This window comes from Trebonia kvetii (genome assembly GCF_007827045.1).
GTDB classification, from domain to species: Bacteria; Actinomycetota; Actinomycetes; order Streptosporangiales; family Streptosporangiaceae; genus Trebonia; species Trebonia kvetii.
Map to the genome: position 1 here is coordinate 262,310 of NZ_RPFW01000001.1, position 24,201 is coordinate 286,510.

19 protein-coding genes are annotated in these 24,201 nt (G+C 69.5%); 5 read left to right on the top strand and 14 right to left on the bottom strand.

The window, feature by feature from the left end; all coding sequences use genetic code 11:
• Window positions 1–183: 183 nt before the first annotated feature.
• Both miaA and miaB read right to left on the bottom strand, forming a co-directional pair.
• Window positions 184–1,086, bottom strand: a complete 903-nt coding sequence (miaA, locus tag EAS64_RS01085; protein WP_145850836.1) for a tRNA (adenosine(37)-N6)-dimethylallyltransferase MiaA — start codon at window positions 1,084–1,086, stop codon at window positions 184–186.
• A gap of 11 nt (window positions 1,087–1,097) precedes the next feature.
• The gene (gene miaB / locus EAS64_RS01090; protein WP_281283167.1) at window positions 1,098–2,558 is read right to left on the bottom strand and encodes a tRNA (N6-isopentenyl adenosine(37)-C2)-methylthiotransferase MiaB; all 1,461 of its coding nucleotides are present in this window, start codon (window positions 2,556–2,558) and stop codon (window positions 1,098–1,100) included.
• A 59-nt stretch (window positions 2,559–2,617) separates the two neighbouring features.
• On the opposite strand from miaB, the gene EAS64_RS01095 reads away from it, so the two are divergent.
• On the top strand, window positions 2,618–4,669 hold the full coding sequence (locus EAS64_RS01095; RefSeq protein ID WP_145850838.1) for a prolyl oligopeptidase family serine peptidase: 2,052 nt from the start codon (window positions 2,618–2,620) through the stop codon (window positions 4,667–4,669).
• Window positions 4,670–4,695: 26 nt separating this feature from the next.
• Here EAS64_RS01095 and EAS64_RS01100 read toward each other — a convergent pair whose 3' ends face one another.
• Both EAS64_RS01100 and EAS64_RS01105 read right to left on the bottom strand, forming a co-directional pair.
• On the bottom strand, window positions 4,696–7,434 hold the full coding sequence (locus tag EAS64_RS01100; RefSeq protein WP_145850839.1) for an ATP-binding protein: 2,739 nt from the start codon (window positions 7,432–7,434) through the stop codon (window positions 4,696–4,698).
• Between the two features lie 123 nt (window positions 7,435–7,557).
• Entirely contained in the window at window positions 7,558–8,256 is a 699-nt protein-coding gene (locus EAS64_RS01105; protein WP_145850840.1) for an alpha/beta fold hydrolase, read from the bottom strand.
• Between the two features lie 149 nt (window positions 8,257–8,405).
• Here EAS64_RS01105 and EAS64_RS01110 point away from each other — a divergent pair, with 149 nt between their 5' ends.
• The gene (locus tag EAS64_RS01110; RefSeq protein WP_439333577.1) at window positions 8,406–9,740 is read left to right on the top strand and encodes a class II 3-deoxy-7-phosphoheptulonate synthase; all 1,335 of its coding nucleotides are present in this window, start codon (window positions 8,406–8,408) and stop codon (window positions 9,738–9,740) included.
• Between the two features lie 13 nt (window positions 9,741–9,753).
• On the opposite strand, the gene EAS64_RS01115 is transcribed toward EAS64_RS01110, so the two are convergent.
• Complete coding sequence (locus tag EAS64_RS01115) at window positions 9,754–11,727, bottom strand: winged helix-turn-helix domain-containing protein (RefSeq protein WP_145850841.1); 1,974 nt, start codon at window positions 11,725–11,727, stop codon at window positions 9,754–9,756.
• 29 nt (window positions 11,728–11,756) lie between these two features.
• The gene (locus EAS64_RS01120) at window positions 11,757–12,062 is read right to left on the bottom strand and encodes a YdhR family protein (RefSeq protein WP_187365602.1); all 306 of its coding nucleotides are present in this window, start codon (window positions 12,060–12,062) and stop codon (window positions 11,757–11,759) included.
• A 246-nt stretch (window positions 12,063–12,308) separates the two neighbouring features.
• On the opposite strand from EAS64_RS01120, the gene EAS64_RS01125 reads away from it, so the two are divergent.
• Window positions 12,309–13,364, top strand: a complete 1,056-nt coding sequence (locus tag EAS64_RS01125) for a methyltransferase domain-containing protein (protein WP_145850843.1) — start codon at window positions 12,309–12,311, stop codon at window positions 13,362–13,364.
• A 77-nt stretch (window positions 13,365–13,441) separates the two neighbouring features.
• Here the strand turns inward: EAS64_RS01125 and rny are convergent, their stop codons facing one another.
• The 5 genes from rny to EAS64_RS01140 all read right to left on the bottom strand — a co-directional run bounded on the left by rny (window position 13,442) and on the right by EAS64_RS01140 (window position 17,691).
• Entirely contained in the window at window positions 13,442–15,067 is a 1,626-nt protein-coding gene (rny, locus tag EAS64_RS01130; protein ID WP_145850844.1) for a ribonuclease Y, read from the bottom strand.
• A 1,149-nt stretch (window positions 15,068–16,216) separates the two neighbouring features.
• Window positions 16,217–16,384, bottom strand: a complete 168-nt coding sequence (locus tag EAS64_RS43170; protein WP_187365603.1) for a hypothetical protein — start codon at window positions 16,382–16,384, stop codon at window positions 16,217–16,219.
• Window positions 16,385–16,783, bottom strand: coding sequence for a hypothetical protein (locus EAS64_RS01135; RefSeq protein ID WP_145850845.1), 399 nt, complete (start codon window positions 16,781–16,783; stop codon window positions 16,385–16,387).
• A 54-nt stretch (window positions 16,784–16,837) separates the two neighbouring features.
• Window positions 16,838–16,960, bottom strand: coding sequence for a hypothetical protein (locus EAS64_RS46620; protein WP_281283168.1), 123 nt, complete (start codon window positions 16,958–16,960; stop codon window positions 16,838–16,840).
• A gap of 152 nt (window positions 16,961–17,112) precedes the next feature.
• The gene (locus EAS64_RS01140) at window positions 17,113–17,691 is read right to left on the bottom strand and encodes a hypothetical protein (protein WP_145850846.1); all 579 of its coding nucleotides are present in this window, start codon (window positions 17,689–17,691) and stop codon (window positions 17,113–17,115) included.
• A 251-nt stretch (window positions 17,692–17,942) separates the two neighbouring features.
• Here EAS64_RS01140 and EAS64_RS01145 point away from each other — a divergent pair, with 251 nt between their 5' ends.
• Window positions 17,943–18,533: an HdeD family acid-resistance protein gene (locus EAS64_RS01145; protein WP_145850847.1), complete on the top strand. Its 591-nt coding sequence runs from the start codon at window positions 17,943–17,945 to the stop codon at window positions 18,531–18,533.
• A gap of 304 nt (window positions 18,534–18,837) precedes the next feature.
• Window positions 18,838–19,491: a BON domain-containing protein gene (locus EAS64_RS43175; protein ID WP_187365604.1), complete on the top strand. Its 654-nt coding sequence runs from the start codon at window positions 18,838–18,840 to the stop codon at window positions 19,489–19,491.
• Between the two features lie 1,714 nt (window positions 19,492–21,205).
• On the opposite strand, the gene EAS64_RS01160 is transcribed toward EAS64_RS43175, so the two are convergent.
• The 3 genes from EAS64_RS01160 to EAS64_RS01170 form a co-directional block, all read right to left on the bottom strand.
• Window positions 21,206–21,667, bottom strand: coding sequence for a hypothetical protein (locus tag EAS64_RS01160; RefSeq protein WP_187365605.1), 462 nt, complete (start codon window positions 21,665–21,667; stop codon window positions 21,206–21,208).
• A 66-nt stretch (window positions 21,668–21,733) separates the two neighbouring features.
• The gene (locus EAS64_RS01165) at window positions 21,734–22,318 is read right to left on the bottom strand and encodes a hypothetical protein (RefSeq protein WP_145850849.1); all 585 of its coding nucleotides are present in this window, start codon (window positions 22,316–22,318) and stop codon (window positions 21,734–21,736) included.
• Between the two features lie 599 nt (window positions 22,319–22,917).
• Window positions 22,918–24,069 carry a reverse transcriptase/maturase family protein gene (locus EAS64_RS01170; RefSeq protein ID WP_145850850.1) on the bottom strand — a complete coding sequence of 384 codons (1,152 nt, stop codon included), beginning with the start codon at window positions 24,067–24,069 and terminating at the stop codon, window positions 22,918–22,920.
• Between the last annotated feature and the right edge of the window lie 132 nt (window positions 24,070–24,201).

The window sequence follows — 24,201 nt, forward strand, 5'->3', positions numbered from 1 at the left end:
GATTGCGCGCGACGGCCCGGCGTCATGACAACGGCGGTCAGGTGCGGGGGCGAACCACCCGAAAGGACTAGTCAACGAATGGTGAGACGCTATTTACTCACGGTGGGTAAGTTACAGCAGGTAATGAGACGATGTCATTCTGGTGAAGGCGACCTTCAGGGAATTGGGAGGGAAAACGCGAAGTTACGAACCCGTTCCGAGTGCTATTTCTGATAGGGCGCGGACGGCCAGTCCGTCGCCCGACGCCAGCCAGCGGACGCGCGGGTCTCTCCTGAACCAGGATTCCTGGCGACGGGCGAAGCGCCTGGTGGTGCGGGCCGTCTCGTCGCGTGCCTGGTCCAGGGTCCACTCGCCGTCGAGGTGGCGGAGCATCTGCTGGTAGCCGAGCGCGCGGCTGGCGGTCCTGCCGTCGCGCAGGCCGTGCGCGGCCAGGTGCCTGACCTCATCATCGAAGCCGGCCGCCCACATGCGGTCGACGCGTGCGTCGATCCTGCGGTCGAGCTCGGGGCGGTCCACCTGGACGCCGATCTGTATCGCGGGACGGCCCGCGTCGTAGCCGGGCATCGTCGCGCTGAACGGACGGCCGGACAGCTCGATGACCTCCAGGGCGCGGACGATCCTGCGGCCGTTGGTCGGCAGGATGGCCTGCGCCGCGAGCGGGTCCGCTTCTTTCAGGCGGGCATAGAGCGGTGCCGGACCGGTGACCGCGAGCTCGGCTTCGAGCCGCTCGCGGATCCCCTCGTCGGTGCCGGGGAACTCCAGGTCGCCGAGCGCGGCCCTGATATAGAGGCCGGAGCCGCCCACCAGGACGGGGACCTTGCCGCGGGCCTCGATGTCCGCGATGGCCGCGTCCGCGAGCTCCTGGTACTCGGCGACGCTGGCGGGCGTGGTGACGTCCCAGACGTCGAGCAGGTGATGGGGTACGCCCTTGCGCTCTTCGGCGGTGAGCTTGGCCGTGCCGATGTCCATGCCGCGGTAGAGCTGCATCGAGTCGGCGTTGATGACCTCGCCGTTCATGGCGAGCGCGAGCTCCACGCCTAGGTCGGACTTGCCGGCGGCCGTGGGGCCGACGACGGCGATGAGCATGTCTGGCTTCCTTAGCCCCGGAGGGTCGGCATGCCGAGCAGGACCGGAACTGCGGCGTCCTGCGGAACCGTCGCGGCCTGCGCGGCGAACTGGCGGGCCTCCCACGCGTCGCCCGCCCGGGTGCGACGCACGCTGAGCGGCGCGCCGTCCGCGACGAGATAGTGCGGCGCGCCGCGGGTGACGGTCGTGGTCACGATGTCGCCGGGGCGCGGTGTCGTGCCCGCAGGCGCGAAGTGGACGAGCCTGTTGTCCCTGGCGCGGCCGGACAGCCGGTGCGTGGCGGCGTCCTTGCGGCCCTCACCCTCGGCAACGAGGACCTCCACCACGGTGCCGTCCTGCTTGATGTTCTCTTCCTCCGCGATCTGCCCGACCAGCGCGGCGAGCCGGTCGTAGCGCTCCTGCACGACGTCGCGCGGCACCTGGTCCGGCATCGTCGCGGCCGGGGTGCCCTCGCGGATCGAGTACTGGAAGGTGAAGGCGGAGGAGAACCTGGCCTGGCTCACCAGGTCAAGGGTCTGGGCGAAGTCTTCCGCCGTCTCGCCGGGGAAGCCGACGATGATGTCGGTGGTGATCGCCGCGTGCGGGATGTGCGTGCGAACGTTGTCCAGGATCGCCAGGTAGCGGTCGCGGCGGTAGGCGCGGCGCATCGCCTTCAGCACCGTGTCGGAACCCGACTGCAGCGGCATGTGCAGGCTGGGCATCACGTTCGGCGTGTCGCGCATGGCCTCGATCACGTCGTCGGTGAAGTCCCTCGGGTGCGGCGAGGTGAACCGGACCCGCTCCAGCCCGTCGATCTCGCCGCAGGCCTTGAGCAGCTTGCTGAAGGCCAGTTTGTCGCCGAACTCGGCGCCGTAGGAGTTCACGTTCTGGCCGAGCAGGGTGACCTCGATGACCCCGTCGTCGACCAGGGCGCCGATCTCGTCGAGGATGTCGCCTGGGCGGCGGTCCTTCTCCTTGCCGCGCAGCGAAGGGACGATGCAGAAGGTGCAGGTGTTGTTGCAGCCGACGGAGATCGACACCCACGCGGAGTAGGCGGACTGACGGCGGGCCGGCAGCAGGGACGGGAACGTGGTCAGCGTTTCCTCGAACTCGACCTGCGCCTGCTCACGCTCGCGGGCGCGCTCGAGGAGCTTGGGCAGGGCGCCGATGTTGTGCGTGCCGTACACGACGTCGACCCAGGGGGCACGGTCGGTGATCTTCTGCCGCTCCATCTGGGCGAGGCAGCCGCCGACGGCGATCTGCATGCCCTTGTGCGCCTTCTTCGTGGGGAGCAGGTGTCCGAGGTTGCCGTACAGCCGGTCGGCCGCGTTCTCGCGCACCGCACAGGTGTTGAAAACCACCAGGTCCGGCGTGCTGCCCTCGCTGACCTTCACATATCCGGCATCCTCGAGCAGCCCCGCGACGCGCTCGGAGTCATGCACGTTCATCTGGCACCCGTAGGTGCGGATCTCGTACGTCCGTCCTTCTCCCACCTGACCAGGATAGGGGCGGATGCGCACCGTCAGGGCGGGTCGTGGTATTGGATGGACGCATGACATCGATCGCTGCCTACGGAACCTGGGAATCACCGATCAGCGCGGCCGACGTGGCCCGCGGGGCCGTGGCGGTCTCCTATCCGTCGATCGCCGGCGGCGAGGTGTGGTGGATGGAACGGCGGCCGTCCGAGGGCGGGCGGTCGACGATTGTCGCCTGCGCTTCGCCTGGTGCGGCGCCACGGGAGCTGCTGCCCGCGCCGTGGAACGCGCGCACCCGGGTGCACGAGTACGGCGGCAAGTCGTACCTGCCCGTGCCGTCGCTGTCGCTGGCCGGCGGCTTCGACCTGGTCTTCGCCAACTTCGCCGACCAGCGGCTCTACGCGGCGGGGGGTGCGGTCGACGCGGGCATTTCGCCGGTGCCGCTGACGCCTTCCGATCTTGGCTTCCGCTTCGCCGACATGGTGCTGTCGCCCGACGGCGAGGAGATCTGGTGCGTGCGGGAGATCTCGCTACCCGCTCCCCCGGCCGGAGAGGCGCTGCCCGACGGCTTCCACCTGGGCGGCGGCATGGCGGTGCGGCGGGACATCGTCGCGGTGCCGCTTGACGGTTCCGCTGCCACTGATCCCGCCGCGATTCGCGTGCTCGTGTCCGGGGCGCAGTTCTTCGCCTTTCCCACGCCGTCGCCGGACGGCACCCGGCTGGCCTGGATCAGCTGGAACCACCCGAACATGCCGTGGGACGGCACGGAGTTGCGGGTCTGCGCTGTCACCGGCGACACCGTCCAGGTCGCGGACGCGACGCTGGTCATGGGCGGCGCCGCTGAGTCGGTGCTTGCTCCGGTGTGGCGCGATGATGCCGCGCTGTACGCGATCTCCGATGCCTCCGGATGGTGGAACCTGTACGAGGTGCCCGCGGAGGGCGGTTCGCCGCGCGCGCTGCACCCGCTGGCCGAGGAGTTCGCCGGGCCGATGTGGCAGCTCGGCGGCCGCCCGTTCGACGTGCTCGGCGACGGGCGGCTGGTCGTCCTGCACGGTCTTGGCGAGCACCGCCTCGGCCTGCTCGACCCGGACTCCGGCGCGCTGACCGACCTCGACCTGCCCGGCTACCGGAACGCCGACGCTGAGATCGCGGTCGCCGGCACCACGATCGCCGCGATCGCGGGCGGGCCGCGCACCCCGTGGAGCGTGCTGCGGATTACCGCGGACGACGGGTTCGAGGTCATGAAGAGCCAGCCGATCGCCGCTCCCGACCCTGCCTACCTGCCGGACGCGCGCCCGGTGCGGCTCCCAGCCGGTCCGAACGGGGAGGTGGTGCACGCCCTGGTGTACGCGCCTTCCCATCCCCTGCTGACGGGGCCGGCGGGTGAACTGCCGCCGTACATCGTGCACGTGCATGGCGGTCCGACGTCAAACTCGGTGCCCGTCGTGTCGATGGAGAAGGCGTATTTCACCAGCCGGGGCATTGGCGTCATCGACATCAACTACGGCGGCTCCACCGGCTACGGGCGCGAGTACCGCAACCGGCTGCGCGGCCAGTGGGGCATCGTGGACGTCGCCGACGCCTACACCGCGGCGCTCGGCCTCGCCTCGGCCGGAGAGGCAGACAGGGACCGGCTCGGCATCAGGGGCGGCTCCGCCGGCGGCTGGACGGCCCTGGCGGCGGTCACCAGCGGCCCCTACCTCACCGGCACGAAGGAGGCGGTGTTCGCGGCCGTCACGTCCTACTACGGCGTCGCGGACCTGCGCCCGTTCGCGACGGACACGCACGACTTCGAGTCCCGGTACATGGACGGGCTGATCGGCCCGCTTCCCGAGGCGGATCAGCTCTACGTCGAGCGGGCGCCTGTCGGCCATGTCAACGAGCTGACCTGCCCGATCCTGCTGCTCCAGGGGCTTGACGACCCCGTCGTCCCGCCCGCGCAGTCGGAGGCCATGGCCGCCGACCTGGCTGCCCACGGAATCAGGCACGCCTACATCGCGTTCGAGGCCGAGTCGCATGGGTTCCGCAAAACGGAAACGCTGATCGAGTCGCTTGAGGCGGAGTTGGCGTTCTACGGCGAGATCTTCGGCTTCACCCCGCCGGGCGTGCCGCCTGTCGAGCTTTCCTAGCTGGGGGCTAGCGGGCCCCGCTGGTTCTAGCTGGGCTGGAGCACCGCGCGGAGTTCGGTGCGCGAGGTCACGCCGAGCTTCGGGAAGAGCTGGTAGAGGTGGGTTCCGACGGTGCGGTGCGAGATGTAGAGCCGCTCCCCGATCTCCCTGTTGGTCAGGCCGTCGGCCGCCAGCTGCGCGATCTGGAGTTCCTGCGGGGTCAGCTCGTCCCACGCCTCCGGCTGGCGCTTGCGCACCGTCTCACCGGAGGCACGGAGCTCCCGGTGGGCACGGTCGGCGAAACGCATGGAGCCGAGCGCGGTGAACGTGTCCGCCGCCTCGCGCAGCGGCGAGCGCGACTCGGCATTGTGCCTTCTGCGGCGCAGCCACGTCCCATAGGCGAGCTGGGTCCGCGCGCGGTAGTACGGCCAGTCGTGCGTCCCCGCCAGGGCGGCGGCGAACCGCCGCGGGGCATCGGCCTCGTCGGCCAGCAGCGCTCGCGCGTAGCCGAGCTGAACGCGCAGGTGCCCGGCCCCGGTCACGGCCGCGATCTTCTCCCACTCCGCGACGATTCCTCGTACCTCACCCGGGTCGCGTTCGGCGTAGACGGCCGCTTCGACGATGTCCGCGAGCACCCAGCCGCAGATGAAGGGATGATGCACGAAGTCACCGGGGTCGAAGACGCGGGCGAAATGGTCGCACGCCTCGGCGAAGCGCTCGCCGGCCAGGGCTATCCTGCCACGTGCCAGCTCGACAAGGGACAGCATCGGGCCGGCGCCCATCGGCAGCAGCACAGCTTCCGCCTCGGCGACCAGGTCGGCCGCGGCGGGATCGCCCCGCTCACCCGCCACGATCGCAAGCGCCGTCTTGGCCACTGCCAGGTAGCGCGGCTGCCTGGTCTCCGTGGCCATCCGCACCCCCTCGGCGGCGGCAGGGGCGACCGCCCGCAGGTCGCCGCGGCGCAGGTACGCCCAGGCCTCGAGCGCGAGTGCGTTGGTGAGGCTGGCGAGCTGTCCGGCGGCACGGCTCGCCTCACTCGCCTCGCGCAGGAACGGCACGGCCAGGTCGTCTGCCCAGGCCGCTGAGGCCGCGCCGCCCGCGGCCATCAGTTCATCGGGGTCGGTCATGCTCGCGGGCGAGAGCGCGGCGAGGCGGCCGATGATCTCGCAGCCCTGGCCTACCGGGTCGGCATAGGCAAGGATTTCCAGGAAGAACGGATCATCCCGTGACGCCGTGACCTGGCCCGCGACGGCAACCGCGCGCCGCCGCGTCTCATCGTCGGGGTTGGCGAAGTAGAGCCGCAGCGACACCATGCCGATCATTCGCAGTGCCCGCGCCTTGTCGCCGGCGGCGGCCAGGTCTTCCGCGACCGCGAGAAAGCTCCGGATGCTGTCCGGCCCCGACCAGCTGCCGCCAAGGAGCTCAAGCAGGTACGCGACCAGCGTCCGCTCGTACGCGGCAAGCGGAAGCTGCTGGGCCTGGCGTGCTAGCCGCAGGCTGTCCTCCCGGCGGCCGAGTTGGAATGCCAGCCACGCGGCCTGAATCCGTCGCTGTCCCTGCCTGGGCTGGTCACTGAGGCTGGCGGCCAGGTCTAGGGCCGAGACCGCCACGTCGCCGCCGCCGCGTAGTTCAGCGCGCCTGGCCAGCGCGGCCAGGTCGGCCGCCACGGTCTCGTCGGTCCGGTCCGCCGCGGCGGCCCGGTGCCAGATGCTCCGGTCCGGCCGGCCGGCCAGTATCTCGGCGAGCGCGGCATGTCCCCGGCGGCGCTCCGCCGCGGTCACGGCCTGCTGGACGGCGGAGCGCATCAGCGGGTGCCTGAAGCGAAAGCGGCCGGACTCAGCAACGCCAAGGCCCCCGGCCACCGCCGGGTGGAAGGCCTCGGCGCCCAGGGAATGCTCAAGTATCAGTTCCGCCGCCCGCAGCAGATCGCTCGTCTCGCCGCTGTCGTCGAGGGACGCGAGGAGCACAAGCGTCCTGGTACCGGGCGGGAAGTCGGAGAGCCGCGCCGCGAATACCTCTTCAAGCCGGGCGGTCAGCGGCAGCGGGTTCTGCGGGGATGGCCGCTTGCCGTCCTGACCGGCGAACGCCTTGGGCAGCTCGATCAGGGCGAGCGGGTTCCCCGCCGCCTCGCGCAGCAGCCTGGCGCGCAGATCGGCTGGGAGGTGTTCGGCGTGCGAGCTGAGCAGTGCGTCCGCCGCCGCTCCGGCCAGCGGGGGTACCCGCAGCTCGGGCAGGCCGATCACGTCGGCCGAACCGCCCACTCCCTCCCGCACGCCGAGCAGGACGATCACCGGTTCCACGTCGAGCCTGCGCCCGATGAACCCGAGCACCTCGCAGGACGGCTGGTCAAGCCACTGCGCGTCATCCACCGCGAGCAGCAGCGGAGCGGTGTCGACCACCTCGGTGATCACTCCGAGCGCGCCGAGCGCGATCAGGAAGACGTCAGGTGCTCTGTCGTCTGGTGCGTCCCGCATGCCGAAGGCCATCTCCAATGCCCGGCGCTGGGGTGCGGGGAGCCGGTCAAGCGCATTGAGGAAGGGGAGCAGCAGCTGATGCAGGCCGGCGAAGGCGAAGCGCGCCTCGGACTGCACTCCCGTGGCAGTCCGGACGGTAAGCCCGCGCTCGCGCGCCCGCACGGCGGCCTGCGAGATCAGCGCCGACTTCCCGATGCCAGCCTCGCCGCGCAGCACGAGCGCGCCGCCGCGTTCTGGCACGTGGTCGATCAAGTCGCGCAGCCGGGCCAGTTCGTCATCCCGCCCGTAGAGCGGCAAGGCAGGAGTACGCACGTCCGCCAATATAACGAACTTCAGGTTAACTGACGACGTCCGGGAGGTTACCGCCCCTGGCCGTGACGGGCCAGGAGGCCACGGTCACGGTCAGGGGCGGCAGGGCATCCGGCGCGGTCCCGGCTAGTGCGTGGTGCCGGCCGCGGCCTCCACGATGACCTTGGCCACCGCGTCTGGCTGTGACACGTAGACGGCGTGGCTCGCCGCTACCTCGGAGACGGTCGCCCCGATCCGCGAGGCCATGGCGTGCTGCGCCGACGGCGGGATCATCCGGTCCTCGGCAGTGACCAGGTACCAGCTGGGCTTGGCGCGCCAGCCCGGGTCGGTTACCACCCCGCCGAGGGCGTCCACGCCCCACGGGACCTGGGAGTCGGCCATGAAGGCGGCCAGGTCGTCGGGCAGGTCGCCGGCGAACGATCCGTGGAACTTCTCCCGGTCAAGGAGCAGGAACCCGTCCTTGGGCGGCAGGATCGGCGGCTGCGGCCCGTCGGTGGGGAAGCCCGCGATGAGCGTGTTGACCGACTCGTTCGCGTCCGGCGCGAACGCGCAGATGTAGGCCAGCGCCGCCACGTTCGGGTGGGTGCCGGCCTCGGTGATGATGGCGCCGCCGTAGGAGTGGCCGACGAGCACGGCCGGCCCGTCCAGGGCGTCGAGAATCCGCTTGGTGGCTGCCACGTCGCCGTCCAGTGACAACGTGGGGTTCTGCACGACGGCGACCCGGAACCCGTCACGGCTGAGCGCGTCGTACACGCCCTGCCAGCCGGAACCATCAACGAATCCGCCGTGCACAAGTACGACATTCCGTGCTGCTGAGCTACCCATTCCGATCCTTCTTTCTGTCGGTGACCTGGGCGAATGCCAGAACGGTAAGCCGCCGCACCGGGACATCGCATAAGTCGGATGACTCAGTTGGCGACGCGCCGGGCGCCAATAGCCGGAAGAGCGTTGTCGGTCCACATACCCTGAACTTCGTGAGCCTGCCCGCGCTTCAGCAACCCCAGTGGCCCGACCGTGACCGCCTGGACGCGGTGGCGCGCAGCCTGGAGGCCCTGCCGCCGCTCGTGCTCGCCGCCGAGTGCGACCAGCTGAAAGGCCGGCTGGCCGCGGTCGCGCGCGGCGAGGCTTTCCTGCTGCAGGGCGGTGACTGCGCGGAGACGTTCGCCGGGTCGACGGCGGACAGCATCCGGGGCAAGTTCCAGACGCTGCTGCAGATGGCGGTCGTGCTGACCTATGCGGCAAGCGTCCCCGTGGTGAAGATCGGGCGGATGGCGGGCCAGTTCGGCAAGCCACGGTCGGCCGCGACCGAGGTGCGCGACGGCCTAGAGCTTCCGGTCTACCGAGGCGACGCGGTCAACGGCATCGAGTTCACTCGTGCGGACCGCACGCCTGACCCCGGCCGGCTTCTCGAGGCGTACCACTGCGCGTCGGCCACGCTGAACCTGTGCCGCTCACTCGCCAGCGGCGGCTTCGCCGACCTGCGCCAGGTGCACGCGTGGAACCAGGACTTCGTGGCAGGCAGCCCGGCGGGACAGCGCTACGAGCAGCTCGCGGACGACATCGAGCGGGCGATCACGTTCATGCACGCCTGCGGTGCCGACCCAAGGGAGTTCCGCGCGGTGGAGTTCTACTCCAGCCACGAGGCGCTGCTGCTTGACTATGAGCGACCGCTGACCAGGGTCGACTCTCGGAACGGGCATGTTTACGACCTGTCGGCCCACCTGCTGTGGATCGGCGAGCGCACCCGCGACCCGCGCGGCGCGCACGTCGAGTTCGCCAGCCGGATCCGCAATCCGATCGCCGTCAAGGTCGGCCCGAACGCCACCGCGCAGAACGTGCTCGAGCTGGCCGAGATCCTCGATCCGGACGAAGAGCCGGGCAGGCTGACCGTGACCACCCGGATGGGCGCGCGGCGGATCCGCGAGGCGCTGCCCGCGCTGGTCGAGAAGGTGTCCGCAAGCCGGGCGCCGGTGGTCTGGGTGTGCGACCCGATGCACGGCAACACGGTGGAATCGGCTAGCGGCATGAAGACAAGGAACTTCGACGACGTGCTCGACGAGGTCGCCGGCTTCTTCGAGGTGCACCGCGCGCTCGGGACCCACCCCGGCGGCATCCACATCGAGTTCACCGGCGACGACGTCACCGAGTGCGTCGGCGGCGGCCACCGCATCGCGGAGAGCGACCTGAGCTACCGCTACGAGACCACCTGCGATCCCCGGCTCAACCGCAGCCAGTCCCTGGACCTGGCCTTCCGCGTCGCGGGCTTGTACCGCCACCACCTCAGCCCTGCACTTCCCATAAACGGATGATGAATTACATGGGTCAGGGCGGGGCGGTGAAGCGGTAGCCGGCGCCGCGCACTGTTTGCAGGCTTCCCGAGCTGGCGCCGAGTTTGCGGCGCAGGGCGCTGATCACGACCTCGACGACGTTGCTGCCGCCGTTCCAGTCGTAGCCCCATACATCGCGCAGCAGCGCCGCCCGGTCGACGACCCGCCCTTCGCGTTCATACAGGTACTGCAGGACGTCGAATTCCAGCTTGGTGAGATCGGCGCGGGTGCCGTCGAGTATGAGCTGGCGGCGGTCGGGATCGAGCAGGCCGTCGTCCTCGATGAGCATTTCCCGCGCGGCGACGTCGGTCAGCCAGCCGTCAATGGAGGACGGCCCGAAGTCGTTGTAGAGGGCATGGAAGGTGGTGCCGCCGATCTCGGCGGCGCCGTCCGGGAGCTGCGCGAAGCCGAGCGGCGCGAACTGGGCCAGCCGCGCGGTGGGATCGGCGGCGAGCGAATAGATGCGCCGCAGCCTGGGCCGCATCTCGAGGTAGCGCCGCTTGAGGTCGAGAATCAGCGCGGCGAGGGCCGGCGTCGTGGCTTCGCCGCCGTCGGCGGCCAGCATGTGGCGGAGGAAGAGCACCTGCTGGCCGCGCGGCACCGGATTGGCGCGCAGGTGCTCGCGCCATGCGACGACGACCGGATCGGCTGTGAGGAGCGAGGCCGGCACAGAGGTCGCCTCGCACAGGCACTGGTACGCGACGGGGGTCCCGTCGGAGTCCCGCGCGACGCGGAACGCGGACGGCATCGTGTCCCACCAGGACCGCATCATGGCGACTGCCCCGGCTGGCTGGTGCACACGGGCGATGGCGGTGATCTCGGCCGCATCGGCCGGCCGGGCTGGCTCGACCGCGTACTGATGGCTGGCCGTCGGGAAGAACGCCTCCCGCACGGCCGGGTTCTCGATGAGGTAGAGCAGGTCGGCGGTGTAGCGCCACAGGTCCGTCGGCGGAGCGGTACGCAACTCGCGCCGCAGCTGGCGCCAGGCCGCGATCCGGTGGGCGCGGTAGGCCGGCGGATCGTTGACCCGCAGCAGCGCCGCGACGACTTCGCGTACGGTGTCATGCAGCACAAGACCGTCCGGCCCGAACTCCACGAACGGCAGCGGGCGCAGCAGGTCGTAGGCCTCGTGCGGTGGCACATCCGGCAGCAGGGCACCGAGGAGCGACAGGGTCGGCCGGCGCAGCGTGCAGGCGGCGTCGAGAACGGCCCTGGTCGGCTGGTCCAGGCCGGAGAGATAGACCCGCGCGAGCTCGGTGACAACGGTGGCGACCGCGGCGTCGGGGACGGTGAGATCCGGGCGCGCGCCCCGCGCCGACGCGGCAAGCCTGAGCGCGAGCGGGTGGCCATGGGTGAAGCGCGTGATCCGAGCGGCGGCGGCGGCGCTGACCCCTTCGCGGCGCAGCAGCGCCTCGGCATCCGCGGGTGCCAGGTTCGCTAGCGCCACCGTGGTCAGCAGGTCCCCGAAATCACTGATCCAGGCGGCGACCGGCGGCTCACGGCCGGCCAGCGCCAGCCTGGTGTTGTCCCCAAGGCCGGGCACGAATTCCTGCCGCAGCCAGGTGTCGAGCAACCGGAGCTGCTCGTAGGTATCGAGAACCAGCACCACCCGGTCGCCGAGGCCGCCGAGCGCGGCGGCGGCGTCGGCAACCGTCGCCACCGGCCGCCCCTCCCGGGGCGATCCGGCCCGCAACCCCCCGATCGCGCGGTCGAGCGCGGCGAGGAAGCCGCGCTCGGTCGGCTCGATGCCGCCGCAGTCCAGGCTGACGATGGCCGCGCCGCCGCATGCTCGCGCGTCCTCGGCGAAGGCGGCGAGCAGCGCGGATTTCCCGGTCCCCGCGATGCCATGCACGGCCACGACCAGCGGGCGGTCACGGTCGAGGAGTTCGAGCAGCACCGCCCGCTCCGCCTGCCGGCCGACCACGGCGGCCGCCCTGGCGCCAAGCAATGTCCGCAGGGTCCCGCTCATCGCCCGTCCGGCCGTGCTTCGCTCATCTGTCAGTACCCGCCTCGGGTCACCCTCGTAGGCCCGGCCAGAACCGAGAAGTCCCGCACAGCCACGTCGATCATGTGCGGGTTCGCCTGCAACCCCTGGAAGATCTTCCCGCTCTGGTAAGCCTTCATCGCGGCGACGTCGTCCCACGTGTAAATACCACCGTAGGTGTTGGTCTGCTCGTTGGCCAGCCAGATCTTCGCACGCAGACCGGGCATGGCGGCGAACGCCGGAGCGCTCTGCTCCACGTGCGCCTGATACGCCGCCTCGTCGATGCCATCGAGCTTGAAGGTGATCACCTGGATATGCATGTGGCGCTGCCTTTCGTTCGTGTTCGTGCGGGTGCCGGGAGGCGCTGTGCGCCTCCCCGCAGCCCCCGTCACCAGTTGACGTGGCCACCGTAGGCAGGACATGGGCGGCGTCGGTGAGCCCAAGCTGAGGCGAACCTGAGCCGGGCGGCTCAGGTTCGCCTCATGTTCGGCTCAGCCGGGCTGGCCGTCCGCGGCCTAGCGTCGGCGGCAGGCATGATCATCTATCCACGTCGCGGAGGTTTCCCGATGGACACTCAACTGATCGAGCAGAACGTGCAGCGGCTGCTCGGCGCAATGACCGGCGCGGCCACCACCGCCATGGTGGCGGTCGGCGACCAGCTCGGGCTATACCGGGCACTCGCCGACGGCGGGCCCGCCACCCAGGACGAACTCGCCGCCCGCACCGGCACGGCGGCCCGCTACGTGAGGGAGTGGCTGTCTCAGCAGGCCGCCGCGGGATTCCTCACCTACCGGGAGGGCGACGGCCGGTACGTGCTGCCTGCCGAGGCCGCCCTGGTGCTCGCGAACGAGGCGTCGCCGGCCTTCCTGGCGGGCGGCGCGACCATCACCCGCGGCTGGTTCGCGGGCATCGACCGCCTCGCCGAGGCGTTCCGCACCGGCGCGGGCATCCCGTGGCACGAGCAACACCCGGCCGTCTTCGAGGGCACCGAGCGGTTCTTCCGTCCCGGCTACACCGCCAGCCTGACCACCGAGTGGGTCCCCGCCCTGCCCGGCGTGGCCGACACGCTGGCCGCCGGCGGCCGGATCGCCGACGTCGGCTGCGGGCACGGCGTGGCGGCCATCCTGCTGGCGCGTGCCTACCCGCAGGCGACCGTGCACGGCTATGACTTCCACGACCGGTCCATCCAGGTCGCCAGGCAGCGGGCCGACCAGGCCGGCCTCGGCGGCCGCATCCGGTTCGAGCCGCTCGACGCGACCAGCTACCCGGCCGACGGGTTCGACCTGATCTGCCTGCTCGACACCCTGCACGACCTCGGCGACCCGGCCGCGGCGCTTGCCCACGCACGCAAGGCGATCGCGCCCGACGGCGCCGTCCTTGTCGTCGAACCGAACGCGGCCGACGACTACGCGGCGAACCTGGCCAGCCCGATGGCCGCGCTCAGCTACGCCGCGTCCACGTTCCAGTGCACGCCGGCCGCGCTTGCCCAGCCCGGCGGGGTCGCACTCGGCGCCCAAGCTGGTCCCGCGGTAGTCCGGCAACTGGCCGAGGACGCTGGCTTCAGCCAGTTCCGTGAGGTCACCCAGACGCCGGTCAACGTCGTCCTCGAGCTCCGGCCATAACGCGGCCGTGTGAGTGCCGTCGGGCCGGCGCTGGCCGGCCCGACGGCACTCACTCGATAGCTCGGCCCAAAACGGGATCAGCGGGCGAATTCGGTGGCGCGGGATTCGCGGACGACGGTGACGCGGATCTGGCCGGGGTAGGTGAGCTCTTCCTCGACCTGCTTGGCGATGTCGCGCGCGATTACCTGGGCCTGGATGTCGTCGACCTGCTCGGGCTTGACCATGACGCGGATCTCCCGGCCGGCCTGCATGGCGAAGACCTTTTCCACGCCTTCCTTTTCCGCCGCGATCTGCTCCAGGCGCTCAAGCCGCCTGACGTACATCTCCAGGGACTCGCGCCTGGCACCAGGGCGGCCGCCGCTGATGGAGTCCGCGGCCTGCGTGAGGACCGCTTCCACGGTGCGGACCTCGACCTCGTTGTGGTGGGCCTCAATGGCGTGCACCACGTCTTCTGACTCGCCGTACTTGCGGGCGATCTCGGCGCCGATCAGGGCGTGGCTGCCCTCGACCTCGTGGGTGAGCGCCTTGCCGATGTCGTGCAGGACCGCGCAGCGGCGCAGCAGGACCGGGTTGAGTCCTAGCTCGCTCGCCATCATGCCGGCGATGTGCGCGGACTCGATGAGGTGGCCGAGGACGTTCTGGCCGTAGGAGGTGCGGTAGCGCAGGCGGCCGAGCAGGCTGATCATCTCGGGGTGCATGTCGGTGATGCCGAGGCCGGTCATCGCGTCCTCGCCGGCCCGCTGGCAGATCTGCTCGATCTCGGCCTTGCCGCGCTCGTAGGCCTCCTCGATGCGCTGCGGGTGGATCCTGCCGTCGGCGACCAGGCGCTCCAGGGTGAGGCGGCCGATCTCCCTGCGCACCGGATCAAAGCAGGACAGCAGCACCGCCTCCGGCGTGTCGTCGATGATCAGGTTGACGCCGGTCACCGACTCGAAGGCACGGATGTTGCGGCCCTCGCGGCCGATGATCCTGCCCTTCATCTCCTCGCCGGGCAGGTGCATCACCGAGACGACCGACTCGCTGGTCTGCTCCACGGCGACCCGCTGGATGGCAAGCGTCACGATCTTGCGTGCCCGCTTGTCCGCTTCGGTCCGCGCGGTGGCCTCGATGTCCCTGACGGAGACCGCCGCCTCGCGCTTGGCCTGATTCTCTATCGCGGCGACGAGTTCTGCCCTGGCCTGGTCGGCGGTGAGGGCGGCGACCCGCTCAAGCTCGGCCTTCGCCCTCGCGTCGGCGTCGGTAAGTGCCTTCGCCCGCTCCTCGATCTCGTTCCTGCGCGCGTCGAGGGTCTGCCCACGCGCCTCGAGGCGACGGCTCTCGTCGTCGAGACGCTGTTCCCGCTCGCCGATCCGCTGCTCGCGTCGTTCCAGGTCGCCGCGCAGCTGGCGTATCTCGTCCTTGATCGCGCTGACTTCGTCTTCCGCCTTGCGGCGGCCGTCCTCGGCCTGCCTTGCCAGTTGCTCGGCCGCCTCGGCGGCCCTGCTGAGGATCTTGTCGGCGTCGGCCTGTGCGCGGGACCTGACCTGCTCGGCCTCCGCCTGGGCCTGCCCGGTAGCCCGTTCCGCCTGCTGGTCCGCGAGCTGATTGGGTTCGACGGCAGGCTGGGTGCGGGCCGGAATCCGCCGTAGGACGATGACGAACGCGCCGAACGCGAGGGCCAAGGCAATCAGCCCGATCACCAACAGCGCGTCTGCGCCGCTCACGGTCACCCCTTCCGTTCCGCCGCAGCGGACCCTGGCGTTGTCAGGTGGGGCGACTGGCCGTGCCGTGCTGCGGGCACAGTGCTTGCCAGGCACTGCACTCGCCGCGCGCGATTGCCTGCCGGACGCCGTGCGTGGCGGGCACGGCGTGGCCGACGGTACTCGCCAGCACTGGTCTCGGGGGTCGGGCGGTGCGGGTCATCCGTCCGGCGCCAGATAACGCCCTACTGCCGTGAGGTTAAGCGTTGACTAACCCCCTTGTCTACAACGTACGTGACAAACCCGTAACATACGGGCTGGGGCGCAAAGCCCCTGGTAGGACAGTCTTTGCAGCTCAGCCGTGATCTGAGCGTGCCTCTGCCGTGATCTAACGACATACGTGCCGATTATTCGTTACACCGAACCGGGGTGATCCGCCGCACACGCACCCCGGCCGCCCGCATCAACCGTCGCCCTGTAAGCCTCTGTGGCGGGCCGACCCTCCGGGGGGATGTAACGGACACCCGGACACCAGGCTCCGACCGCCTATGACGGCTCTACGCGCGCCGCAGAAATGGGGACGCCCGGTCTGCCGGGTGGGGCAAACCGGGCGTCCGGGGGCTTAGTAGCTGATACACGACGAAACCAGGAGACGCTGTGAAATGCTTGCAAGCGAGCGGTTCGCCCGCTTGCAAGTTTTGAACGGAAGGAAACCGCCATGTTCCCCTGGAATAATTACGCCTACGCCTACGACGCATGGCAGTCATGGCAGTCATGGAACGCCGCCGCACGAGAGCCTAGGCGTGTCCCTCTGGGATTCACGCCGGGTCAGACGACAGACCAAATCACGATCGCGAGGTAAACCCGTGATTGACCCCGCGATCTGGGCTGAGATCGAGCAGCGCACCGAACCGGGCGTCCGGGGGGGGCCTGGTAGCTGGGGAGCAGGGAGCCAGCGCAGCTACCGGGCCCGGTCTACGGGTGCGAGCTGCGCTCGATGACGGTGCACACCGTCTCGCGGTCCATACCTGCTGCCTCCGCGAGCAGGTCTTCCACCGGGCGGCCCGCCGCAGCGGCCACGTCGGGAGGCACCGTGCCCGCTGGTGTGCTCGATCAGGTCGGCTGCCGCGTCGATAAGCGCGCCCTGCTGTGCCTTGAAGTCGTCCATGGTGCTTACCTCCTGGTGATGCGTAGCTTCCTTGCCGCCTGCACCAGCCCCGCGAGGACAGCGGCACCGAGGACACCGAGCCCGATGGAGAGCCACGGGAACGGCGGTGCTGGTGGTTGCCGTGCAGGTAGCGCCTTCGGCGTCGCCCACAGCGGGTTCGCCTTCCCGGTCACCTAGTAGATCCCCGCCACGGTAGGCAGGACCGCTGCACCCCGCTTCACCGCCTGCCCCTCGACCTCAGCGGCGACCGCGATGTGGTGCGCGTACCCGTCCGTCGCGCGGACGGTGACCTTGAAGGCCTTCGACCGGCCCGGCTCAAGGGTGAACCGTTCCGGTGAGACCGTCGCCTGGTCGAACTCCCCGTAAGGCGTCCACCCGCCCCCCTTAACCGGACGTTCCTCAACGGCCTGCACCCGCACCGTGAGGGGCGACTTGCCCGCGTCGTTGACGGTGTACGTGGTCACCGAGGACGGTGGGCCGGTGACGACCGCCGGGCTGACGCTGATGCCGAACGTGGGAGGCGCGGCGGTGGCCGTAACCACCGCCGCCCCCGCTACGAGAATGCTGATCATGCGGGCTGCACGTTCAGGCTGTAGCTGTTGTTCATCGCGCCCGAGCCGGTGAAGCTACGGGACGGTCAGCATCCAGTCCTCGCTGATGCTGGTATGACCCGCCGGTCCCGACTCCAGGCCTACCGGGTTGTTCGCCCCGCTGCCCGCCGTGACGGTGTTGCCGCTGTTGTTCTTCACCGACACGGCGTTGTGACCAAGAGGCCACGCCGGCTGGCCCGGATGTTTTGCCCTGCCTTGGCCGCCCAACGTGTGGGTAGGCGTGTCGGCCGAGTCTCAGGCGCAGGCATGGCGCATGGCGGAACTGCGAAAGGTCCACCATGGCGCGGCCGTTACGCTGCCCGCGCCGAGCCGTAAACCAGCCGGTATTCCGCGGAGGCGCCGATCACCCCGCCTAGTGCCGCCGCGGCGGCGATCTCGCCCGCCCTCGCCGCGCTCCGGCTCGTGGCCAGCGCATCCGGGTCCTGCCACACGATTGTGCTGATCACAGTGCCCGAAGCCCAGTCGACGTACAGCAGCGCGGCGCGGAAACCGCCAGTATCCGCGAGCTGGGGAACCACCGTGTCCCCGTACCAGGCGACAGCGTCTTCGACGTTAGCCAGCTTCGACGGCACGACCTTCATCGGTGTCACCCGCACTCCCTGGCCGCCACGCAACGGCGCGTCCCGCTCGAACACCTGGACCTCATAGCGTTCGCGGGTGACCTTCCCCCCGGCCCGCGGGGCGGCTTCGCGGACGCTGGCGATGATCATGTCCTCGCTGTCAGCGAGCGCGCCGTTCGATGCCCAGAACGACTCGAATCTCATGGCGCCCGCCTCCGGGTCAATGAGCAGCAACGTCCCGAGGCTGCCTCGCTGCTGCTCCAGAACCGGACGGACCTCGCTCGTTATGTAGCCGATCGCTTCACCCAACCGGAGTGGGTCTCCCGTAACCTGATCCACCTCAACGTGCAGCACGCGCGCTCCTTCCGGTCGCTCCTGCCTTTCTGCTTACTTCAGGCGGTATCGCGGGGGCGTATCAAGGGCACAAAGTCCTGTCAAGCCCGGGACAGAAAGGCCGCCAGAGTCCGCAGGTCACCGGAGGAGGGGACCAAAGCCTCTGCCGGATCATGCGGCATCGCTGTCCCGTGGAATGGAAAGGGACGAACGGAAGGAACGCTGTCATGTTCAAGTCACTCAGCACCTCCCTGATCGTGCGGGGCATACTGGCCATCGCCGTCGGGATCCTGGCGCTGGCCTGGCCCAACATTACTATCCTCGCGCTGGTCATCCTCTTCGCCGTGTACGCGTTCATGGCCGCTGGGCTGGAGGTCGTGGTGGCCTTCACCAGCACCCGCGCGGGCCCGGTCATCGGCCATCTGCTGCTCGGACTGGTCTGTGCGGGGGCCGGGCTGTTGGCCCTGGTGTGGCCGGGACCCACCGCGCTGGTGCTCGTGCTGGTCGTGGCCGCCTGGGCCGTCGCCGCCGGCCTGTTCGAGTTCTTCGCCGGGTTCCGTTACGGCGAGGGCGCCGGGACCCGGGCGATGTACATCCTGGGCGGGCTGGTCTCGATCGCGTTCGGCGTGGTGCTCTTCGCCCACCCGCGGATCGGCGCGTTCACCCTTGCCCTGCTGTTCGGCCTGTTCAGCCTGATCTACGGGGCGGCGGGACTGGTGGCCGGCATCGATCTGCGCCATGACGAAAAGACCGAGCGGGACGAGACCACGAAGGCCCAGCACTGGAGCTTCAGGCACTCACACAGGCAAGCGGCCTGAGCCGATACCGGCCACGGCACGAGGATCCTCAGAGCGCCGACGGCAAGGCCGTCGGCGCCGTCACCCGCATCCCTCCCTCCACCCTCCACGCCACCTTCGCCTACCGGGTCGCCTCGTACTGGCTTCCCCTCCTGGCCGGGCTGCCGGCCTACCTTGCCTTCCGCCACCGCTACGGCACACCATCCCCCCAGCCCGTGAGTCGCGTGGACGGCATGGAACTAAGGTCACGTTCGGCAAGGACTTGGTCCTCTCGTGGGCCGGCGGGGCGCCGCGGTACTTTCATCCGCACAGAAGGGAGCCACACATGGGAAAGACCAGGGACGTCCGCGAGGCCGTGGAAACGGAGCTCGGCTACGATCCGCTCGTCGACGCCACAGATATTTCTGTCAAGAACATCGACGGTGAGGTGGCGCTTACCGGCACCGTGCCGAGTTATCCCCAGTATCTGGGTGCGGCTCAGGCGGCCTGGCGCGTTGCCGGGGTGACCGCCGTCCATAACCACCTGGAAGTGGTCCTGCCGCTTGGCGCCGCCCGTGATGACGCCATGCTGACGACCGCTGCGAACAACGCGCTCGCAGCCGATGCGACGGTGCCGGAGGGCGTCGAGGCGACCGCCAGGAACGGCAACCTCACGCTGACCGGCACGGTGCAGTACCTCAGTCAGCGCACCGCCGTCGAGAAGGTGGTCAGCGGGCTGATCGGCGTCCGTAATGTCAGGAATGAAATCGGCGTCGTCTCCGGCGTCGAGTGGGCCGAGATCAAGCAGGTCGTCGAGAAGGCCCTCGACCGCAGCGCGATGGTTCCTGATGACAGTGACGTGCTGGTCGACACCAGCGGGAGCACGGTCATTCTTACCGGCCATGTCCGGACCCGGGCCGAGCGGGACGCCGTGGTCGGCGCCACGTGGATGGCACACGGCGTCGCCGCCGTCGTCGACGAGCTCCAAGTCACCGGCTGACTGGAATTCGGTAAGGCGGCGCCCCTGGCCGTACGGGCCGGTCCGCTACTTGTCGTCTGCTTCGCCGGCGGCTTCCTCTTCGGCCTGCGTGACCGAGGCCGACTTCACCGCGACCTACAAGCCAGCCGCGGCAGGTGCCGGCCAACGGCATAGGCGAACGCCGACGCGGCGTGGCCGGACGGGAACGAGGTGGATCCGGCGCCCGTTCTTGCCGCCGGCTGCGGCGAGCACGGGTGCCGTAGCCTCGGGCTTTCGTGCGCCCAGCAGAGCGGGAGGTGAAGCTGCGATTTAACAGCGGATCTTGCTGTTCGTAAGCTCGTCGTCGCCTGCCGGTGGAAGTCCGGTCCGGGTAGCTGCCAGGAGGCCCGGTAGCAGGCTGGCGGCTCGGTCTGGAAACGGGCCGGGTCGGAGCCCAGCGTCAAAAGCCCTGTAAGGGGGAGCGATGATGCGGTCCGTAGCATGACGCGAAGCCTGCGGCGTCGTTAGAGGTCCCGCCCGCAAGGGCGGGAGCAGGGAGTGCCGAGCCCCCGAAATCAGGGCGAAGGCCATGGAAGCGGTGCAGAGCCTGGAAGCGCAGCCGCGAAGGACTCCCCGGCGTATGGGGCGCGGAACGTATCGATGGTGGCGGCGGGAACTGGGGAGGCCCTCCCCGGCCCGGCAGCCTGCGGATTTTGCTGCCGGAGCGTGGCGTCCTATAACCGGTGACCCCGGGAAGTGGATCGCTGGCCGGGTGGGCGTCGGAGGCGGCCGTAGTACCGGTTGAGCCGGGCGGACAGCATAACCGCCGGTGATGGGAAGGGCCGCTGCTTCGTCGGTGCGCAGCGCTGATCAAGGAGGGGCCCGGTGAGTGCCGGTCAGGCTAAATTAGCCGGCCTGGCAGCTGGGCCGGCAGGGGGAGCTGGGCTGCGCTCACGGCTCCGGAGGGCAATCCCGCTCCTGGTCTCTACCTGCTGGAACGTAGCTGAGCTGAGCGCCAGGCAGAACGCGCAGGGGACGCGGGGCAGACGCTGGCGGGGTGTTGGACCACCTCCGCGGCGGACGGCGAGTGGGCCGACCCGGCGATGACCCGGCTCACCCCGGCCGAGGCCAGGCAGCTCGCCGCCGAGCTGACCAAGCTCGGCCGCAACTGGCCCGGCTCTGTCTGCCCGGGCTACGGCGCCGTCCCGATCGGCGGCACGATAACCATCATCACCGCAGACACCGCCCACAACCGACGATTGGGTCCGAGGGAAGCTGTGAGCCGGCCTACAGCCTATGCCTGCCGCGGGTCGGTGACCTCGACTGCTCGGACTTCCTGGCGGACAAGAAGCCGGTCAGGATAACCGGCTTCACCGAGCCGGCTCGGGGGTGCGGGCGGCGTTGTGCTCGGCCCAGCGGTGGAGCTCGCGAACAGACACGAGCACGAGGCGGCGAGCGGACCAGGCGGAGCTCGGCTTGCACGTGCCGCGAAGTGATCGACCCACATGGCGAGCAGACGCGCCGCTTCCTCGGGGTCACGATCACGGGTTTGACAGGGCGCAGGCGAGCTTCTTGGTCACGCTGGCGCGAGCCGGGGTTACACCCCGAGCGACTGGTCATGCCGGACGCACACCAGAAGTGCCCCGGTTGGGGGCACTTCTGGCACTCGATACGGCCTCCGCGAGCCATTCCGGCCCGCCTCCCGAGGTAGAGACAGCGGGTCAGAGGGCGTTGCCATGGTGGATGGTGGCGATTCCTAGGCCGGACCGGGGCCGAACGGGCCGGGACGACCCGGGCCGAGCATGCCCGGGCCGAACGGACTGGGGCCGCCGGGGCCGAACGGGCCGGGGCCGCCGGGGCCGAACGGACCGAACGGGCCGGGGCCGAGCATGCCCGGGCCGAACGGGCCGGGGCCGCCGGGGCCGAACGGGCCGGGGCCGCCGGGGCCGAACGGACCGAACGGGCCGGGGCCGAGCATGCCCGGGCCGAACGGGCCGGGACCGGGGCCGAACGGACCGGGGCCGAGCATGCCCGGGCCGAACGGGCCGGGACCGGGACCGAACGGACCGGGGCCGCCGGGGCCGAACGGACCGGGGCCGAGCATGCCCGGGCCGAACGGACCGGGACCGGGGCCGAACGGACCGGGGCCGGGGCCGAACGGACCGGGGCCGAGCATGCCCGGGCCGCCGGGACCGAAGCCCGGAGTGCCAAAAGGCATGAAAATCACCTCTCGTTCGCTAGAAGTAACACCTACGACTCGTTCGCTAGGAGTAACACCTACGACCTACGCTTCGACTTCGAGTAGTTGCTTAAAGCACTCGGCCGCCTCTTGCCATGCTTTCTCCTGGGCAGGGGCTTCGGCTTCGCGGAGAGCTGTCAGATATTCGGCCTGAGCATCGCCATACCCCGACTGCTCTTGGTAAGCGGCATCCACCTGGTGGCGTAGCAACTTGAGCGATGCGTCGTAAAGCCGCTTCTCGCGGTCATCACCATCGCTTCCAAGTTCTTTCAGGTATTCCTCGTAAGCCCTTCGCTCTTGATCAAGGCGCTGCTGATGCACTGATTCGAGGCGCTGTGTGAAGGATGTCGTGGCTCGCCGCCGAGCGGCTTGGAGCTCCGCGTCGATCTGCTGCAGGCTCAAGGCGTACTTGAGGCGAATGCCCGTGGAGGCTTCGAAACGCTGCTTGGACGCTTCGAAACGCTCCTGCTGGCGCGTGGCCGCACTCTGCGCCATTTCACGGTACTCGTCGTACGGTGACCGCTCTCCTTTGCGACCGCCTTGTTGGCGACCGCCTTGCCCACCTCCCTTGCTCGCCTGAGAACCTTCTCCCGCCTTGCTCGCCTGAGAACCTTCTCCCGCGTTACTCACCTGAGAACCTCCTCCCGGGATGGATGCTGAATGGGCTTTGTCAGGTGCAGCTAAAGCACCTAAGCAAATCGCGACCTCCGTGGCCGTGGCGAACGGTCCCGAGAAGCGCTCCAGGCCGCAGCCGAATCTCAATCCTGCGGCTAAGAACTAGACCTAGTAGTAGTAGTAGTAGCCCGAATAGGGATCGTAGTAGTAGTAGTAGCCCGAATAGGGATCGTAGTAGGAGTAGTAGCTCGTCATTTTGCTAACCCCTTCCGTTTCGCTAGTTTTCTGACGTGCGTCTTGCTGTAGTTTTGGTTCGGGGTGCGGGACAATGGCGCATGCCGAACCGGGTGCCGGTTTTGACGGGCAGCCGCATCTTGGGGGAGGCCCCGGACTTCAGGACGGGCCCCAACCCCCTAGCGAGCCTCAGTCATGTGTGAGGACGCCAGGGAGTGCCTGAATGGTTGCTCTACGTGATCAGAAATTTGGTAACGGAATGATAACGACGCCGGCTGGCGCTCGCAAACCCCGCCCGGCGCAGACCCCCACGATTTCTCCCCAACCGTTTTCTCCCCAACCGTTGACGTAGGGTTTCCTCGCACCCTGCTCTCCAGTGGTCATTTCGGGTAGGGCGTGGTCGCCCGGCCAGCGTGAATGTCCTCGTGGCAGCGGCGGCAGATGACCAGGGTCTTGCGTCGTCGCTTGGCCATGAGGTGCATCCATGGGGGTTTCTCCCGTCGTCCTGGCTTGTCGAGATCTGCTAGCTTGCGGATGTGGTGGACCTCAAGGCCCGCCGTGCCCTCGCAGAGTTCGCAGCGCCCGGCGAGGAGCCGGTGGATCAGCTCGTTCCGCTTGGCGCTGGCCATGACGGGCCGCTGGTCGGTGAGAACGGCCGTGCGCACTCTCCGCAGGGGTATCCCGCCGAAGCGGGTGACCAGTGGCTTCCTGCCTCTGTCGCGCTCAATGGTCACTTGCAGGACCTTGCGCGGCCCGGCGGGGGTGACAGTAATGGCCCTGTATTTCCTGGCCATCTTGCCGACCGTCGAGCGGTGCTTGCCCGCGAGCGTCTTGAGCAGCGAGGTTTCCATGACCCAGTGCAGGCGGCCCAGGCGGAAGACATCCTGGGCCAGCAGGTAGTACTGGACAAGGCCCGCGTACTCGGACTGGTACTTCGCGACGATCGTGAAGTCGTCGTCGTGGAGCAGCGCGCCGCGCTGCGCTGGCCTTCCCCCGCTCATGTAGAGCGCGCTCTTCTGCCTGATGACGTCCCTGGGCACGAACAGGCCGATCGCCCCGTTGACCGCCCGCCGGTTGCGGGTGATCTTGGTGTCGGAGTGCTGGGCCTTGATCTCGTAGCCGAGGAAGCGCGCTGCCTGGCTGGCGGCGTGCGTGATCAGGGTCTTGGACGGCGACAGTTCCAGCTTCAGCTCATCGCGCAGGAACACCGCTATCTTCGACTTGATCTCCTCTGCCTCGTGCCTGGGCCCGGCGAACCCCAGCAGCCAGTCGTCGGCGTAACGGACATAACGGAGCCGCCGGTAGCCCGGGTCGGCGGGATCCTGGCTGGGAAGCTGGCGGCGGCGCAGGCTGAGCCTGCGCACCTCCGCCCGGTCCCCGTGCCTCTTCGCCCGCGCGATCGCGTTCTCCACGGCCTCGTAGTCCGGGTTGGGCCGACGGCGGCGGCCGAGGTTGTACTCGGGCAGCAGCCGATGCTCGATCCACTGGTCAAGCCGGTCAAGGTAGACATTCGAGAGGACGGGCGACGCGATCCCGCCCTATGCGCAGTGCTGGGTTATGCGCAGTGCCAGCGCGTTGTCGCTGGTGAGGGTCGTGCGGTCTGGTGAACGCTGAGCATAACGTCGATGCTCCGTTCATGAGGCCCGGCAGGGGCCGGGCTGCGC

What these genes read in the sequence shown, in the direction of transcription:
- miaA (WP_145850836.1), bottom strand. Translation starts at nt 1,086, where the DNA reads ATGCTCATCGCCGTCGTCGGCCCCACGGCCGCCGGCAAGTCCGACCTA.
- EAS64_RS01095 (WP_145850838.1), top strand. Translation starts at nt 2,618, where the DNA reads ATGACATCGATCGCTGCCTACGGAACCTGGGAATCACCGATCAGCGCG.
- EAS64_RS01105 (WP_145850840.1), bottom strand. Translation starts at nt 8,256, where the DNA reads ATGGGTAGCTCAGCAGCACGGAATGTCGTACTTGTGCACGGCGGATTC.
- EAS64_RS01115 (WP_145850841.1), bottom strand. Translation starts at nt 11,727, where the DNA reads ATGAGCGGGACCCTGCGGACATTGCTTGGCGCCAGGGCGGCCGCCGTG.
- EAS64_RS01120 (WP_187365602.1), bottom strand. Translation starts at nt 12,062, where the DNA reads ATGCATATCCAGGTGATCACCTTCAAGCTCGATGGCATCGACGAGGCG.
- EAS64_RS01125 (WP_145850843.1), top strand. Translation starts at nt 12,309, where the DNA reads ATGGACACTCAACTGATCGAGCAGAACGTGCAGCGGCTGCTCGGCGCA.
- EAS64_RS01135 (WP_145850845.1), bottom strand. Translation starts at nt 16,783, where the DNA reads ATGATCAGCATTCTCGTAGCGGGGGCGGCGGTGGTTACGGCCACCGCC.
- EAS64_RS01145 (WP_145850847.1), top strand. Translation starts at nt 17,943, where the DNA reads ATGTTCAAGTCACTCAGCACCTCCCTGATCGTGCGGGGCATACTGGCC.
- EAS64_RS43175 (WP_187365604.1), top strand. Translation starts at nt 18,838, where the DNA reads ATGGGAAAGACCAGGGACGTCCGCGAGGCCGTGGAAACGGAGCTCGGC.
- EAS64_RS01160 (WP_187365605.1), bottom strand. Translation starts at nt 21,667, where the DNA reads ATGCCTTTTGGCACTCCGGGCTTCGGTCCCGGCGGCCCGGGCATGCTC.